13 protein-coding genes and 1 pseudogene are annotated in these 14,887 nt (G+C 66.4%); 4 read left to right on the forward strand and 10 right to left on the reverse strand.

The genetic code is table 11. From position 1 onward, the window contains the following. Positions 1 to 62: 62 nt before the first annotated feature. Positions 63 to 1,234, forward strand: a pseudogene (locus BMZ79_RS05220) (MFS transporter); the annotation flags it as partial. Positions 1,235 to 1,355: 121 nt separating this feature from the next. Beyond that, on the forward strand, positions 1,356 to 2,132 hold the full coding sequence (locus BMZ79_RS05225) for an ABC transporter ATP-binding protein (RefSeq protein WP_090637299.1): 777 nt from the start codon (positions 1,356 to 1,358) through the stop codon (positions 2,130 to 2,132). A 178-nt stretch (positions 2,133 to 2,310) separates the two neighbouring features. On the opposite strand, the gene modA is transcribed toward BMZ79_RS05225, so the two are convergent. Further along, on the reverse strand, positions 2,311 to 3,144 hold the full coding sequence (gene modA / locus BMZ79_RS05230; RefSeq protein WP_256252568.1) for a molybdate ABC transporter substrate-binding protein: 834 nt from the start codon (positions 3,142 to 3,144) through the stop codon (positions 2,311 to 2,313). A gap of 151 nt (positions 3,145 to 3,295) precedes the next feature. On the opposite strand from modA, the gene BMZ79_RS05235 reads away from it, so the two are divergent. Beyond that, positions 3,296 to 4,249, forward strand: coding sequence for a helix-turn-helix transcriptional regulator (locus BMZ79_RS05235; protein ID WP_090637301.1), 954 nt, complete (start codon positions 3,296 to 3,298; stop codon positions 4,247 to 4,249). Positions 4,250 to 4,489: 240 nt separating this feature from the next. Here the strand turns inward: BMZ79_RS05235 and BMZ79_RS05240 are convergent, their stop codons facing one another. The 3 genes from BMZ79_RS05240 to BMZ79_RS34665 all read right to left on the reverse strand — a co-directional run bounded on the left by BMZ79_RS05240 (position 4,490) and on the right by BMZ79_RS34665 (position 9,009). Beyond that, complete coding sequence (locus BMZ79_RS05240) at positions 4,490 to 6,283, reverse strand: AAA family ATPase (protein WP_090637302.1); 1,794 nt, start codon at positions 6,281 to 6,283, stop codon at positions 4,490 to 4,492. A 137-nt stretch (positions 6,284 to 6,420) separates the two neighbouring features. Beyond that, positions 6,421 to 7,710, reverse strand: coding sequence for an MFS transporter (locus tag BMZ79_RS05245; protein WP_090637304.1), 1,290 nt, complete (start codon positions 7,708 to 7,710; stop codon positions 6,421 to 6,423). A gap of 111 nt (positions 7,711 to 7,821) precedes the next feature. Then, positions 7,822 to 9,009: a winged helix-turn-helix domain-containing protein gene (locus tag BMZ79_RS34665; protein WP_090637306.1), complete on the reverse strand. Its 1,188-nt coding sequence runs from the start codon at positions 9,007 to 9,009 to the stop codon at positions 7,822 to 7,824. Positions 9,010 to 9,128: 119 nt separating this feature from the next. On the opposite strand from BMZ79_RS34665, the gene BMZ79_RS05255 reads away from it, so the two are divergent. After that, positions 9,129 to 9,644, forward strand: coding sequence for a DinB family protein (locus BMZ79_RS05255; protein WP_090637308.1), 516 nt, complete (start codon positions 9,129 to 9,131; stop codon positions 9,642 to 9,644). 87 nt (positions 9,645 to 9,731) lie between these two features. On the opposite strand, the gene BMZ79_RS05260 is transcribed toward BMZ79_RS05255, so the two are convergent. From BMZ79_RS05260 to BMZ79_RS05285, 6 genes are all read right to left on the reverse strand, one after another. Then, on the reverse strand, positions 9,732 to 10,487 hold the full coding sequence (locus tag BMZ79_RS05260; protein WP_090637310.1) for a class I SAM-dependent methyltransferase: 756 nt from the start codon (positions 10,485 to 10,487) through the stop codon (positions 9,732 to 9,734). A gap of 146 nt (positions 10,488 to 10,633) precedes the next feature. Further along, complete coding sequence (locus BMZ79_RS05265; protein ID WP_090637312.1) at positions 10,634 to 11,179, reverse strand: QcrA and Rieske domain-containing protein; 546 nt, start codon at positions 11,177 to 11,179, stop codon at positions 10,634 to 10,636. Positions 11,180 to 11,218: 39 nt separating this feature from the next. Next, on the reverse strand, positions 11,219 to 12,472 hold the full coding sequence (locus tag BMZ79_RS05270) for an MFS transporter (protein WP_090637314.1): 1,254 nt from the start codon (positions 12,470 to 12,472) through the stop codon (positions 11,219 to 11,221). 82 nt (positions 12,473 to 12,554) lie between these two features. Next, positions 12,555 to 13,055 (reverse strand): DUF4362 domain-containing protein, encoded by a 501-nt coding sequence (locus tag BMZ79_RS05275; RefSeq protein WP_090637316.1) that lies wholly within the window; start codon positions 13,053 to 13,055, stop codon positions 12,555 to 12,557. Positions 13,056 to 13,157: 102 nt separating this feature from the next. Then, entirely contained in the window at positions 13,158 to 13,445 is a 288-nt protein-coding gene (locus BMZ79_RS05280) for a hypothetical protein (RefSeq protein WP_090637318.1), read from the reverse strand. A gap of 16 nt (positions 13,446 to 13,461) precedes the next feature. Next, entirely contained in the window at positions 13,462 to 14,742 is a 1,281-nt protein-coding gene (locus BMZ79_RS05285; protein WP_090637320.1) for an ArsB/NhaD family transporter, read from the reverse strand. Positions 14,743 to 14,887 lie beyond the last annotated feature (145 nt).

Consider the following 14,887-nt stretch of genomic DNA (forward strand, 5'->3'; position numbering starts at 1 on the left):
CATGTACGGTACCTCGTACCGCTCTTTGCGCCGACTCGGCTGTCGAGCGAACCTGAAGCTGCGGCGTCAGCCTCGCGCACCTGCTGAACGACGCGATGCAAACCGCCGTGCCGTCCGCGTTTCCGCTCTTCCAAACCACGATGCGGCTCTCGTTCACCCAGATCGGCTGGGTAGCGTTCGTGCTCAACATTACCGCCTCGTGCTGCAGCCGCTCGTCGGCTGCTTGTCCGACCGCCGGCCGATGCCGGGCCTCCTGCCGCTCGGCATGGCGTTTTCGCTGCTCGGCATGCTCGGCTTCGCGTACGCGGATACCTCGGGCTGCTGCTCGCCGCGGCCGCCCTGATCGGCGCCGGCGCTTCCGTCCTCCATCCGGAATCTCCCGCGTCGCCCGGATGGCGGCGGGGCGCGGCCGGGGCATGGCGCAGTCGGTCTTCCAGGTCGGCGGCAACACCGGCCGGGCGCTCGCGCCGCTGCTCGTCGGCTTCGTGCTGCTGCCGCTCGGGCAGCGCGGCTTCCTCTGGTTCACCGTCGCGGCCGTCCTCGGCATCGCGGTCCAAACCGTCGTCGGCCGCTGGTACAAGCGGCAGTTGGCCGCGGCCGCGCCGGCGAAGAAGGCCGTCGCCGCGGTCTTGGACTCCCCGTCGCGCCCGACGCATTCCCGGCTGTTCGTCGCCGGCACGATGACGCTGCTGATCGCCCTGCTTTTCTCCAAATTCGTCTACATCGCCGGCATGACGGACTTCTATGCGTTCCACTTCATGGAGCGCTACCATCTGCCGCTCGACCGCGCAAATCTGCCTCTTCGCGCTGCAGTTCGCCGGCATGGCCGGCACGCTGCTCGGCGGACCGCTCGCCGACCGCTTCGGCCGCAAAACGATGATCTGGATTTCCGTCGCGGGGACGGCGCCGTTTTCGCTGCTGCTGCCGCATGTCGGCCCGGCGGCCGCGCTCCTCCTTTGCTGCGCGATCGGCATGATTCTCATATCCGGCTACTCCGTCATCATCGTCTACGCGCAGGAGCTGCTGCCGCGTCACGTCGGCACGGTATCCGGCCTCTTCTTCGGCCTTTCGTTCGGCATGGCCGGCCTCGGCTCCGTGCTGCTGGGGCCGATTGATGGACTCCAAGGCGCCCGATTTCGTCGTCGGTCTCTGCGCCTTCCTGCCGCTGATCGGCGTCTGCGCCTTCCTGCTGCCGCGCGAATCCAAGCTGACGCGCGGATCGGACGCGGCGTGAACGGCGGCCGAAACGATTGAGGAATCGCGAAGACAGGCGTACAATGGGCAAGGAGACGGACGGCGCATTGCCGCAATTGCAAGCAGGCAAGGCATCACGAAAGGAGTTTGACGCACTTCTCATGATCATCGATATTCAACATGTCACATGGCGGCGCGAGCAGCTGACGCTGCTGAAGGACGTGAGCTGGCAGGTCGCGCCGGGCGAGCATTGGGCGCTGCTGGGCTTGAACGGCTCCGGCAAGACGACGCTGCTGAATCTCGTCAACGGGTATTTCTGGCCGTCCGAAGGCGCGGTCAGCGTGCTCGGCCGCCGCTTCGGCGAAGTCGACCTGCGGGAGCTCCGCAAGGAAATCGGCTGGGTCAGCACGTCGCTGCAGGAGAAGCTGTACGCCTCGGACCGGACGCAGCATATCGTCATCAGCGGCAAGCATGCCACCATCGGACTGTACGAGCGCGTGACCGACGAGGAGCTGGATTTCGCCCGCGAGCTCATGGCGAAGCTGGGCTGCGCCCATCTGTGGGACCGCGAGTTCCGCACCTGCTCCCAGGGCGAGAAGCAAAAGCTGCTCATTGCCCGGGCGCTCATGGCGAAGCCGCGCATCCTGATCCTGGACGAGCCGTGCAACGGGCTCGATCTGTTCTCCCGGGAGCGGCTGCTCGCCAGCATCAAAGACTTGGCCGGGAGCGAAGACGCGCCGACGCTCATCTACGTCACGCACCACACGGAGGAGATTTTGCCGGCGTTCACGCACGCGCTGCTCATCCGCGACGGCGAGGTCGTCCGCAGCGGCCGGACGGAGGACGTGCTGACGACGGACGGCCTGAGCGCGTTCTTCGAATCGCCGGTGGCGGTCGAGAAGCACGGCGAGCGGGTGTACGTGCGCGTAGCGGAATAATGGGAACAAAACGCCGAGGGGCCCTTGGGACGACTCCGCGTTTTTGTTCCCGCCCGGACGCGGCGGCAGCAACCGTCGCGGAACGCAGGAAAGCGGTCCCGGCTCCCGGGACCGCTTTCCTGCGTTCGAACAGGCGGGACGACGCGCACTTCCGCCCCACGCGCCCGATTCGCCGCGCTTACTTTCCTTCCTCCGCGACCGAGAAGCCGTACTTCGCGAACACGTCCGCCGCGGCACGCGTCCGCAAGTAATCGTAGAACGCCGCCGCTTCGGCCGGATGCTTGCTCGCCTTCAGCACGCCGCCGGGATACCGGATCGGCGCATGAAGCCCCGGGTCCACCACGAACGCGATGCCGGCCTTCTTCGACGTCAGCGCGTCCGTCTTGTAGACGAAGCCCGCGTCCGCGTTGCCGGTCTCGACGTACTGCAGCACCTGCCGGACGTCCTTGCCCTGTACCGTTTTCGGCTGCAGCTTCCCCCACAGGCCGGCGTTCGTCAGCGCTTCCTTGGCGTAGCCGCCCGCCGGAACGCTTTCCGGAATGCCGATCGCGAGCCGCTTCACGCCGCCTCCCGCCAAATCGCCGAGCGTCCGCGCGCCCGTCGTCCCCGCGGGCACGACGACGACGAGCTCGTTCCCGAGCAAGCCGCCTTCGCGCGCCGGATCCACGAGACCTTGATCCAGCAGCGCGTCCATGTTGCGGTCCGAGGCGGAGAGGAACACGTCGGCGGGCGCGCCCTGCTCGATTTGCTTCTGCAGCGTGCCCGACGCGCCGAAATTATAGGTCAACGCGATGCCGTCGTTCGCCGCCTCGAAGGCGGGCTTCAGTTCCGTCAGCGCGTCCGTCAGGCTGGCCGCGGCCGAGACGACGAGCTCGACCCGCGCCCGCTCCGGCCCCGTCGGAGCGCCGTTCGTCGCGCCATCGCTGCCGCTCCCCGCGTTCCCGCAGCCGGCCAAGGCGGCGGCGAGCGCCGGCAGCAAGAACGGCGCAAGCCGTTTTTTCTTCCCCATCATGCTTCGACAGCCCTCCCGAATCCGATCGTATAACCCGCATTATAGCAAGGCCCGGCGGTCCCTGCCAAACGCGTCCCGGCAGGATATGGTACAATAAGGGCAATCAAACGGCCGGCATGCGGCAATTAAACTTACGCGGGAGGACCCGACCATGGCCAGCGACGAATCCTATACGACCGAAGAAATCGCGAAGCTGCTCAAAATCTCCAAGCTGACGGTCTACGACCTCATCAAGAAGGGCGAGCTGCCCTCCTACCGCGTCGGCAAACAGATGCGGATCGATGCCGCCGATCTCGACGCGTACAAGCAGCGGGCCAAAGGCATCGCCTTCGCCGAACGGCCGCTCCCGGCCGCGGAAGCGGCGCCGCCGCCCGCCTTCGCCGCGCGGCCGGCCGGCGTGCGCCCGCTCGTCATCACCGGCCAGGACGTCAGCCTCGACATCCTGGCGAAGCATCTCGAGCAGCGGCTGCCGGGAGCGCGTCCGCTGCGGGCGCATGTCGGCAGCATGGACAGCCTCATCGCGATGTACAAGGGCGAAGCCGACATCGTCAGCACGCATCTGCTCGAGGGCGAGACCGGCCGCTACAATCTGCCCTACATCCGCAAGCTGCTCGTCGGCGCCTCCTATCTCGTCGTCCATCTGCTCGCCCGCAAAGCCGGGCTGTACGTGGCGCGCGGCAATCCGCTCGGCCTGCGGGGCTGGGACGACCTCGGCCGGCCCGGGCTGCGCCTCGTCAACCGCGAACGCGGCTCCGGCGCCCGCGTGCTGCTCGACGAGCAGCTCCTGCTGCGCGGCATGAAGCCGGACCGGCTGCTCGGGTACGACCTCGTGCGAACGAATCATCTCGGCGTCGCCGCCGAAGTCGCCGCCGGCGGGGCCGACGTCGGCGTCGGCAGCGAGAAGGCCGCCTCGCTCGTCGAAGACGTCGACTTCATTCCGCTCATCGACGAGCAGTATGACCTCGTCGTCCTGAAGCACGCCGCTTCGCGGCCTTGGATCCCGGAGCTGCTCGGCATCCTCCGGTCCGACGCGTTCAAGCGGGAGCTTCAGGCCATCGCCGGCTACGACCTGTCGCGGACGGGCGAGGTTTTGCACGAGACGTGAGGAACGGGGATGCGGCCGAGGCCGGGCGCGCAAGCGGCAGGACCGGCGCCGGGGACTCGGCTTCTTCGCCTAAACGCGCCGTGCCCGGCCGGGCCGCCTCCCGAACCATGCGAAAGAACCCGCCTTAGCAAGCGGGTTTTTTCGCGTTTCGATTAAAATTTTCCGTATCCCGCTTCATTATTGCCATCGCCCCGGCGAGCGCTTCCCCGGCTCCCACGCGCGGCGCCTGCGGCCGCACGCTCATCGGCTCCGTTCATCGTCTTCCGGTTCCCCGCCCCCGGCCCCTTCCTCGCCGGACGGCTCCGGCTCGGACGCCGGCTCCTCCGCCTCGGACGCGGGCGCCTTCGCCGCGCCGTTCCCGCCCGCTTCCTGTCCCGACGCCGTCACCTTCGGCGGCTCCGGCCGCGTGCGGCCGTACAGCGAGACGTAAAGCCCCTCGATCTCCTCGCCCGTCAGGTCGCCTTGCTTCAACAGCTCCTCCGCGATGAGGTGCACGAACTCGGCATGGTCCCTCACCAGCTTCTTGACCTGCTGCATCTGGTCCCTCAGCAGCTCGTTGATTTTCGGCCGGAGCGTCTTCAAGGCCTCCTGATGCGAGCCCGCCGCGAGGAAGCTGAACAGCTCGTCGCCCATGCCCACCATGCCGAGATACGCGCCCGCCATCGACGTCGCCTGCTGCAGGTCGGACGTGACGCCGTTCAGCTTCTTGCCGAGGAACTCCTCCTCGACCGCCCGGGCGGCCAGACATACCTGAATGCCCGCCAACATCTCGCTGTCGCTCCGGTTGTACCGCTCGTGCGTCGGCTTCGTGGCCGCCAGGCCGAGCGCGCTGCCGCGCCGGATGATCGTCACCTTCCAGACGCGCTCGTGCGGCTTCAGCAAATATTGGGCAACCGCATGGCCCGCCTCGTGATACGCGACGTTGCGCTTCTCGTCCTCGCTCATCGACCGGAGCGGCTGCTTGAGGCCCCATTCGTACGTCTCCATGGCGACGCGGAAATCCAGGTAAGTGGCCAGCTGCGCGCCGCGCTGATGCGCGATGACGACGGATTCGTTGACGATATGCTTGATCTGCGCCGGGCTGTAGCCGATCGTGTCGAGCGCGGCTTTCTCCGGCGTCAGCGTTTCGTCGTGCTTCACTTTCTTCAAATAATACTGGAAAATATCGATCCGTCCGTCGTAATCCGGCGCGTCGACCCACAGCTGCCGGTCGAACCGTCCCGGGCGAAGCAGCGCGGGGTCCAGCACCTCCGGCAGGTTCGTGGCCGCGACGGTCAGCACCGCCGGTCGCTCCGCCTTCTTGCGCCGCAGGCCGAGCGAGCGGAGCAGCTTCGCGATTTTGCCGTTATCGAGGTTCGGCGGGTCCATCTGCAGCAGCAGCTCGTTCAAGAGCCCGGAGCCGCCGCCCATGCCCATCATCCCGAGCATGGCGCCGCCTCCGGCGCCGTTTCGCCTCATGCCGATCGCATCGATCTCGTCGATGAATATAATGCATGCGCCGTACACCTTCGCCAGATTGCGGGCCTTCTTGTACAGCCGCATGACCTTCATGTTGCCGACGCCGAAAAACATGTTTTGGAAGCTCGGCGCGGACGCGTACGCGAACGGCACCTTCGCTTCGTTGGCGATGACCTGCGCCAGGTAAGACTTCCCGGTGCCCGGCGGCCCGCACAGCAGGAACCCCCGGATCGCTTCGCCGCCCATTTCCTTGAAATCCTTGACGCCGCCGAGCAGCGTCACGATCCGCTTCGCGTTGTCCACAATTTCGGGATTGCCCCGGTAATCGTCCCAAGTCGCGCCCGTTTCGCCGGGCAGGACCCAATACGTTCGACCCCGCGCCAGAAACCAGAAGAGCGCGACGAACTGCACGATCATGAAGGCCATGGCAAAGAGCAGCTGCACCAGCAGGCTGAGAATGCTCAGCGCCACCGCGAGCACCGTCGGTCCGCCGGTCAGCACGTACCAGAGGACGATCGCGATCACGAGCAGCCAGAGGAGGAATTTCCGCCATTTCTTCCATCGATATCTCCCCATCGCCACACTTCCTTCACAAGTGAACTCTAACCCAAATTTATTAGTCTATGGATCAAAATATGCGCAAGTGAAAGAAACAATCAGGGGCCGAAAACGGCGCGAAAAGAGGAAGGAGCCGCGGCTCCTTCCTCTTAATCTCACGCGGAATGTGAGGCTTCCGGCCGGACTTCCTCGGCCGCGCCCGCGCCGCGGCGCCCCCATAGAACCGGCGCCAGCAGCAGCCCGAGCACGCCGACGCCGGCCGTCGCCCACCCGAACGCCGCGAACACGGGACGCGCCCCCGCCGCGTCGATCAGCAGGCCGCCGGCGAGCGGCGCGCCCAGCATGACGAGGCTCGTCAAGGTCTGGTCGACGCCGAACACCCGGCCGATGAGCGCCGCGGGCATCTCCTTCTGCAGCAGATAGATTTTCGTCGCGATGCACGCCCCGTTCCCGACGCCGAGCAGCAAGCCCAGCGCGAGCACGGCCGCGGCCGGCGCGCCGACCGGCAGCATGCCGAGGCCCGCGATCGCCGCGCCGAGCAGGGCATAGCCGCCGCCGAGGCCCCAGCCGTAGGGAAGGCGCTTGCGCTTGTTCAGCAGCAGCATGATCCCGACCGACCCGGCGCCGATCGCGGCGATCAGCCAGCCGAGCAGCGACGGCCGGCCGGGCGCCAGCTCCCGAAGCAGGATCGCGAACTGGTAGTCGACCATCAGGATGGCCGTCAGCCCGACGAACCCAAAGAGCAGCGCGTGCAGCACGGGCTTGGCGCGGACGACCGCCCGCAGCCCCTCGCGCCATTCCGCGGCCGCCGACGGGCGCTTCTCCGCTTCCCGGTTCCGCGCGGGGTCCGGCTCGGCCGAGCGGACCGTCCACAGCAGGCCCGCCGACAGCAGCCGGGCCGCCGCGTGCGCGAGGATGCAGGCGCCCGGCGACAGCGCCGCGAGGACGAACGCGCCGGCGAGCGGACCGGCGATCTTGGCGCTCTGCTGCAGCATCCCGTTCAGCGTCGTCGCCCGCAGCAGCTGGTCCGCCGGGACGATATGCCGCGTGACGGCCTGTTGGGCCGGCGCGATGAACGCGGCGGCCCCCGCGCGCAGCGTCAGCAGCGGGATGAGCGCGTACACGTTCGGCGCCGCCAGGATCGCGACCGTAACGGCCGCCGTGAACAGGTCGCTCAGCAGCATGAGCCGAATGCGCGGCAGCCGGTCGGCCGCGACGCCCGCCAGCGTGCCGAGCAAGAGGCCGGGGAGCGCCATGACGACCGGGATCCAGGACAGCGTCACCGGTCCCGCGCCCCAGCGGTACACGATCAGCACCTGGATCGCGATCGCGTCGAACCATTCCCCCATCGCCGCGCCCGCGTAGGCGGCGAACATCCGCGCGAAGACGCGGTTCCCCCACAGGCTGTCCGCGCGCGCGCCGCGCGTTGCTTTTCTTCTCGTCATGATGCGTTCTCCTTCCGATTCCCGAGTCGCCTCCTAAGGCCTTGGAACCATCGTAACGGAGAATTATCAGAGGACTGTCAGACGAAACGAAGATGTCGCATTCGGGCGGCTTTACGTTAAGCAGCGCTCGAGCATCGCTCTCGCCTCGCCGAGGAGCTCGCCGTAGCCGTGCTCCCGTTCGAGCTCCGCCCGCTGCGCCTCCAGCTTCCGCCGGAGCGCGGCGCGCCGGGCGTCCGGCTTGCCGCCCGGCATGGCGTCCGCCTGCCCGGCCGGCGGGCGGTCCAGGCCGAGCAGCAGCTGGCGGACGGACTGGAGCAGGAGCGGCACGTTTTCCGACTGCCGCAAGACGTGCAGCCCCGCATCGACGGCCTGCGCCGCTTCCTTCGTCCGGCCGGACCGCAGCAGGTACATCGCCCGCAGCAGATGGAAACGGCCGATTTCCCGCAAGTACGGCGCAGCCGCCAGCATGCGCTCCAGCGCTTCGAGGCCGCTCGCCGCGGCCTCGAGGTCGCCTTTGACGATGCGGACGTACAGCTCCGCGAGCGCCACGGGCATGGCGAAGCCGGCCGTCAGGTCATCGCGTTCCACGACCTCGCGGGCGACGGCAAGCCGCGCCTCCGCCTCCGCGATCCGCCCCGTGTCGGCGTACAGGTCGACGATGTTCAAAATATACAGCTCGCGCCGCTGGTCCGGCGCCAGCACCCGCAGCTCCAGCGCCCGCTCGAACCGCGCCAGGCTGTCGAGCGGATCCGCCAAGTAGGCGTAGAACAACAGCACCCAATAGAGGCGGTCGGCGGGCGGCGCGTCGTCCGTATGCAGAAACCACGCCAAATCGCCTTGAATGAAACGCAGGTACACGCCATAGAACGCGTCGACCTCGATGCCGAGCGCGTCCTGCTGGGCGGCCAGCGTCAGCATGGAGCGGCCTTGGCCGTACAGATGGTATTTGCGGAACAAGCCCTGCACGGAGGAGCGGATCTCCTCGTCCAGGACGGACGGATTCGGCGCCGCGGGCGCCTCCGTCACGCGCAGGCTGTAGCCGCAGCCGCGGACGGTCGCGACGGCGAGCTGCGGCAGGCGGGCGAGCTTCCGGCGGAGGCGGTAGACGTGATCGTCCACGGTCCGCTCGTCCGGGTACTGGCCCGGCCAGACGTGGTCGAGCAGCTGCTCGCGCGAGAATACCTGCCCGCGCCGGTCGTACAAGAACCGCAGCAGCGCGTATTCTTTGGCGAGCAGCGTCGCGGTTTCCGGCCCGCAGCTGACCGTCAAGGTGCCGGGGTCGAACCAGATTTGCGCCATGCGGGCCCTCCTTCGAAATAAATATTGAAACCCTGACAATTAGCTGTCAGGAATGATCCGCTAAAATGAAGTCAGGCGGTTCGGAACACCACCGAAAACGACGACGGAGGCTGATGAAAATGAAAGAACGGAACACCCACCACGCGCTGGAGATGATCGCATTCCATAATTGGGCGAACGTGACGATGATCTGCCGGCTGCAAGAGCTGCCCGGGGACGCGTATCGCCGGGAAGTGACGAGTTCGTTTCCGACGCTGGCCGACGCGCTGGCCCATATTTACCGGGTCGACCGGGGCTGGCTGCTAATGATGCAGGGGCTCCGCATGGCCGACGCCATGGAGGCGACCGCCCCCTTGGACGATGAAATCCGCGCGCTCTCCCTGGACGCGGCCGAAGCCGCGTTCCGTTCCCAGGGCGAAGAGATTGCCGCGTTCCTGAGGCGCCAAGACGACCTCGACGCGGTCCTGACGCTCGATAATCCGTATGCCGGCATCCGGGACGTCAAGCTGTCCGAGATGGCGCTGCAGATCGTGAACCACGGCACCTACCACCGCGGCAACATGTCGGCCATGCTGCGGCAGATGGGCATTCCGTCCGTCATGACGGAGCTCGCGCTGTACTGGTACGTCCGCTGAACCGCAGGCGCCAAACAAAAAAGCAGCCCCGGACAACCGCTTGTCCGGAGCTGCGCCCGCCCGCGGCGGCTATGCCTGCGGCCGGGGTTATACCTCGCCCCAGTACACTTCCGTCTCGTAGTCGAACGCGACTCTGCCGTCCTCGTTCGTCTCGTCGAAGAGCCGCCGCAGCGCCGCGAGCATCGGCTCGTGGTTCGGATGGCCCGGCATCGGACTGTACGACGAAGACAGCAGCCGGCCCTTCAGTCCCTCGTAGTCGAAGGCTTGGCTCATCCCGAAGCGCGCCTCGCGCATCGTCCCTTCCCGGAAGAACGCGGCGAGGTCGGCGGAGGCGATGTTTTTGTGCGTCATTTGCTCGTAATCGGTCGCGTACCGTTTCAGCAGCGCGTCGTACCCTTCCCGGAACGGCGTGCCTTCCGTCAGGCGGGAGTTCCAGATCAGCGCCGCCTTCCCGTCCGGCTTCAGGATGCGGCGGAATTCCGTCCGCGCGGCCGCCCGGTCGAACCAGTGGAACGACTGCGCGCACGCGATGAAATCGACGGACGCGTCCGTCAGCGTCGTCTCTTCGGCCGAGCCCGCCACGGCGAGAAACTGCGGCTCCCGCGCCAGCGTCTCCACCGCGGCCGTCCGCATCTCGTCGTTCGGCTCCACGGCGATGACCCGGCTTCCCTGTTCCAGCAGCAGCTTCGAGAAAATGCCCGTTCCCGCGCCGAGGTCCGCGATGACCGAGCCGGCGTCGAAGCCGACGGGCCCGTACAAGTAGTCGATCGCCTCCTGCGGATAGGTCGGCCGGAATTTGACGTACGTGTCCACCCGGTCGGAAAACCGTTCCTTGCTGTTCATGTCGTGCACGCTCCTTTTTTCTCGCGATTCTGCTTGCCCCTGCGGTTTCGCATGCCGTCCGTCGCGGCATGCGTTCAGTGCCATTATACCTCGCCGCGCGTGCCAAAAAAACCCTGTCCGCCAAGACAGGGTTCTTCGCGCCGTCTTCAGGCGCCCGCGCCCGGAATCGGCTTCATGATATCGATGTAGACGCTGCCGTCCAGGAAGACCGGCTCGAACGTATCCAATCCGCGCTCGACCAGGAAGGTCGCCCCGCCCGCGGCGTCGAACTCCGCGCCGTGGCAGGGGCACCAGAAGTACGTCTCGGGACGGCCGGCCCGCTGCGCTTCGGTCGCAGGCACCACCGAGCAGCCGAGATGCGAGCAGGCCGGCGACAGGACGAGCAGCTTGCCGTCCTCGCCGGCCGCGATATAGACGAAGCCCTTCGCCGGCTTCGTATACCATGCGTCGATGTATTCCGCGTCGTAATCGACGCGGGTCACGCCGCGCAGCCGCTCCAAGTCCGCGACCGCGCCGACCCTGGCGTAATTGCCCGGCGGCGGTCCCTGGACCGGGGACTTTCGGTGCGTCACGGCGCCGTAGTAGAACAGGCCGGTGCTGCCGGCCAACAGCGCGGCCGCGCCGATCGCGAGCTTCGCGGTCGTGCCGAGAAACGCGCGCCGGGTAATGGCGTGCGGAACCTTGCGATCCATGGCGATCGCTCCTTCCGTGCGGAATGGCTGCCGCTCCCGCTACGTCTGTCCCTCCGGCCGGCGCTCGAGCATGCCCTGCACGAACCAAGCGTACACGGCGTACCCGGCCAGCACGGCGGCAGCCGTCAGCAGGAACGGCAGCGAATAATGGTTGCCCGCCAAAATAATCCCCGCCCCGTACGAGGCGATGGTGTTGCCGACGCTGCGCGACACCGTCCGCAGGCCCGCGAACAGGTTGCGGTCCGCTTCGGCCACGGCCGACATACACTCGCTGTCCGTCAAGTTGTTCAGCATCGTGAAGCCGGTGCCGCGGAGCAGCAGCAGCACGGCGAACGCGGCGGCCGGCATGGCCGCGGCCATCAGCGCCACGATCGCCGCGTTGTAGAGGAACAGGAAGACGAACGTCCGGCGGCTTCCCCACCGCTCCACGGCGTACGGCATGACGATCGAGCCGAGGAAGAAGAAGAAGCCGGACAGCGCGAGCAGGCCGGAAATCGTCCCGTCCGCCATCGCGTAGCGGAACTTCAGGATGACGTTCAGGAACGGGCTGAGCAGCCCGTACGCGAAGCCGGAGCTGAAGACGAGCAGCGACAGCGCCAGCAGGAACGCCGTCGCGCGCCGCTTCCTCGGCTTCGGCGCGGCAGGCGCCGCGGAAGCCGGGGAGGCCGTCGGCCCCGCGGCGGCTTCCGCCCGGGCGTGCGTGGACGGCAGCAGCAGGCCGCGCAGAATGCCCGAGAGCCCCAGGCAGGCGCCGGCCACGAAAAAGGCGTACTGGTAAACCGTCGTGTGGCCCGGCAGCCATTGCGGCAGATAGCCGCCGAGCCACGTGCCGACGCCGGTGAAGAACGTGAACATGGCGAACAGCAGCGAATAGGCGCTCGTCTCTTCCTTTTTGGTGCGGCAGTACTGGAAGATCAGCTGAATCTCGGAGTTCACGACCGCCGTGATGCCGAGCGACCAGATGAGCTGGGCCGCCGTGATCGCGGCCAGGCTCGTGGCGACGCCGAACAGCGCGAGCGCCAGGAAGGCGAGCAGCATGCCGGCGACGAGCATCGTTTTGCGGCCGATGCGCCTCACGGCGATGCCGGCGGGCAGGCTGGCAAGCCCGATCGTCAGCGCCCCGAGTGACGTGATGCGGCCGATGTCGTCATTGGAGAAGCCGAGGTCGAGCAGATGCAAATTAAGAATGAGGGCGAAGATGCCGGAGGCGATGCCGAATAAGCTCTCCGTCGCGATGAAACGCTTCACCCCCGGGGATAAATCGCGAACCAAATTGGCGGTGTACGTCCACATGATGATGGTGCCTTTCCTCTAGCTGCGTAATGTGCGTAATATGCGCGATGCGCGCGTATACGCTTCATTGTACACGGCCGCGTCAGCCCGGTCCAAGTTCTTTTTCCGGAACCGCGAGCCTGAAAAAGCCGCCGGCCTCCCCGTCGCAGCCCTTGAGCGCGTAGAGGACGATCCCGTCCTTGCCGGCCTGCCTGGCGATGCCTGCGCATGTCGCGGCCGGACGGCCCAGGTCCTTGCCGAAGGCGTCCATCGCGTTGTCGTACGTAAAATGAATGGTCTGCCCGTCGTAAACCAGCTCGCTGATGATCGGGTCGCCCTCGATCGTGTATGCCGTGACGCGCACCTGCGCGGGTTCGTCCTTGCCCGATTCGACCCGCTCCGCGAACGCCAGCCACTTGTCCAGGTTCGTGTACCGTCCGTGCACGTTCACGACGTCGCCGTTCTTGGCGGCTTCCTCGGACGCGTAGGGCTTCGCCGGCTTCGGAAAGCCCGCGGCCGAGCCGCCGGCCCCGCTGCCGTCGCTGCGTCCGCAGCCTTCCAGCAGCGCGGCGGCCAGCAGCACGGCGGCCATCGTTTTGGTCATCTGCGTTTCCCCCTCCGATTAATGGACGCGCCTGCGGGGATAAGGTTGCAATAACGACTCCCAAATTAGGAATTATCAAGGATGTTTCACCCTGACCCCCGCCTAGGACTCCGTCCACGCCACGCTCCGCAGCAGCCGATGCTTCATCAGCTGCAGGACGAAATCGGCGTAATAATCCGGCCGCACGATGGCGGCATAGACATGGTTCGGATACGCGTAGAACAGCACGTCGGTCAGCACGTCGTTATCCTCGAAATAAGCTCTGACCGCCTTCAGCCTCGGCACGAGCGTCTCGGCATCGTCAAGCAGCTCGATCCGGAATTCGATGTCGTCGCCGTTCGGGCTTTCCTGCATGCGAATGCGCTTGTCGTCAAACTGATACGTCAGCATTTGGCATTCCTCCTCCTTACATTAAATACCGCGCGTAAATATAACCGGCCGCCAGCGCGACCGACAGCAGCATGAGCGGGAACGCGACTTTCATGTAGGCGACGAAGCGGATCGGGTGGCCTTCCTTGGCGGACAGGCCCGCCGCGATGAGATTGGCGCTCGCCCCGATCAGCGTGCCGTTCCCGCCCAGGCAGGCGCCGAGCGCGAGGCTCCACCAAAGCGGCTCCAGGTTATCGATGCCGCGCGCGCCCATTTCCTGTATGAGCGGAATCATCGTCGCGACGAACGGGATGTTGTCCAGGAACGCGGAGGCGATCGCGCTGAGCCACAGGATCAGCATGGACGCCGCGGCGACGTTGCCGTCCGTGAGCTCGATCGCCTTGGCGGCCAGATCGGCCATGACGCCGGTCTCGACAAGCCCCGAGACGAGGATGAAGAGGCCCGCGAAGAAGAAGATCGTCGGCCATTCGATCTTCTTGAACGCTTCCTCCATCCGGTGCTCGCCCGTGAGCAGCAGCAGGAGGAAGGCGCCCGAGAGCGCGACGGCGGCGGATTCCAGATGCAGCGCCTGGTGCAGGAAGAACCCCAGGATGGTCAAGCCCAGCACGGACAGGCTCTTGACGAGCAGCTTGGCATCCGTGATGAGCTCGGATTGGTCCATGTCCATCAGGTTCCGCATCCGCTCGGGCGTCGTGCGCAGCTGCTTGCGGTACAGCAGCGCGAACAGCGGCACGTACGCCGCCATGACGATCGCCGCGATCGGGGCCAGGTTCGCGAGGAACGCTCCGAACGTCAGTTCCTTCACCGCGCTGCCGATCATGATGTTGGGCGGATCGCCGATGAGCGTGGCCGTGCCGCCCACGTTGGAGGCCAGAATCTGCGTGATCAACAGCGGAATCGGCGAGAAGCCGAGCTGCCGCGCGATGCTGAAGCTGATCGGCACCATCAGCAGAATCGTCGTCACGTTGTCCAGGAACGCGGAGGCGACCGCCGTCAGCAGCGCCAGCGCGATCATGATCGGGACGGGACGGCCTTTCGCCTTCTTCGCGGCCCAGACCGCCGCGTACGCGAACGCCCCCGTGTCGGCCGCGACGGCCACGATGATCATCATCCCGATCAGCAGGCCGAGCGTGTTGAAATCGATATGGTGCAGCGCCGTCTCCTGATCGACGATGCCGAGCGCGATGACGAGCAGGCCGCCGATCATGGCGACGATGGTACGGTGGATTTTTTCCGAAACGATAAGTGCGTAGGCGGCCGCGAAAATGCCGATCGCCCAAATGGCTTGTTGGTCCATGCCTTCCTCCCTCTAGCGGTTCTTCGCGTTTACCGGCTGCCTTCATTTATGCCCGAAAAAAGACAAAAAGAGCCCGTCGATGACAGGCTCCTCCGGTAACGCGTTATGCGGTTATGTTCATTTATTATCCTACATGACGGACGGG

The organism is Paenibacillus sp. UNC496MF (assembly GCF_900113915.1).
Taxonomy (GTDB): Bacteria; Bacillota; Bacilli; order Paenibacillales; family Paenibacillaceae; genus Paenibacillus_Z; species Paenibacillus_Z artemisiicola.

Bases quoted from the DNA above. Each gene is read 5' to 3' on its own strand.
- modA (WP_256252568.1), bottom strand. From the start codon at position 3,144: ATGATGGGGAAGAAAAAACGGCTTGCGCCGTTCTTGCTGCCGGCGCTC.
- BMZ79_RS05225 (WP_090637299.1), top strand. From the start codon at position 1,356: ATGATCATCGATATTCAACATGTCACATGGCGGCGCGAGCAGCTGACG.
- BMZ79_RS05285 (WP_090637320.1), bottom strand. From the start codon at position 14,742: ATGGACCAACAAGCCATTTGGGCGATCGGCATTTTCGCGGCCGCCTAC.
- BMZ79_RS05275 (WP_090637316.1), bottom strand. From the start codon at position 13,055: ATGACCAAAACGATGGCCGCCGTGCTGCTGGCCGCCGCGCTGCTGGAA.
- BMZ79_RS05240 (WP_090637302.1), bottom strand. From the start codon at position 6,283: ATGGGGAGATATCGATGGAAGAAATGGCGGAAATTCCTCCTCTGGCTG.
- BMZ79_RS05270 (WP_090637314.1), bottom strand. From the start codon at position 12,472: ATGTGGACGTACACCGCCAATTTGGTTCGCGATTTATCCCCGGGGGTG.
- BMZ79_RS05260 (WP_090637310.1), bottom strand. From the start codon at position 10,487: ATGAACAGCAAGGAACGGTTTTCCGACCGGGTGGACACGTACGTCAAA.
- BMZ79_RS34665 (WP_090637306.1), bottom strand. From the start codon at position 9,009: ATGGCGCAAATCTGGTTCGACCCCGGCACCTTGACGGTCAGCTGCGGG.
- BMZ79_RS05255 (WP_090637308.1), top strand. From the start codon at position 9,129: ATGAAAGAACGGAACACCCACCACGCGCTGGAGATGATCGCATTCCAT.
- BMZ79_RS05245 (WP_090637304.1), bottom strand. From the start codon at position 7,710: ATGACGAGAAGAAAAGCAACGCGCGGCGCGCGCGCGGACAGCCTGTGG.
- BMZ79_RS05235 (WP_090637301.1), top strand. From the start codon at position 3,296: ATGGCCAGCGACGAATCCTATACGACCGAAGAAATCGCGAAGCTGCTC.
- BMZ79_RS05265 (WP_090637312.1), bottom strand. From the start codon at position 11,179: ATGGATCGCAAGGTTCCGCACGCCATTACCCGGCGCGCGTTTCTCGGC.
- BMZ79_RS05280 (WP_090637318.1), bottom strand. From the start codon at position 13,445: ATGCTGACGTATCAGTTTGACGACAAGCGCATTCGCATGCAGGAAAGC.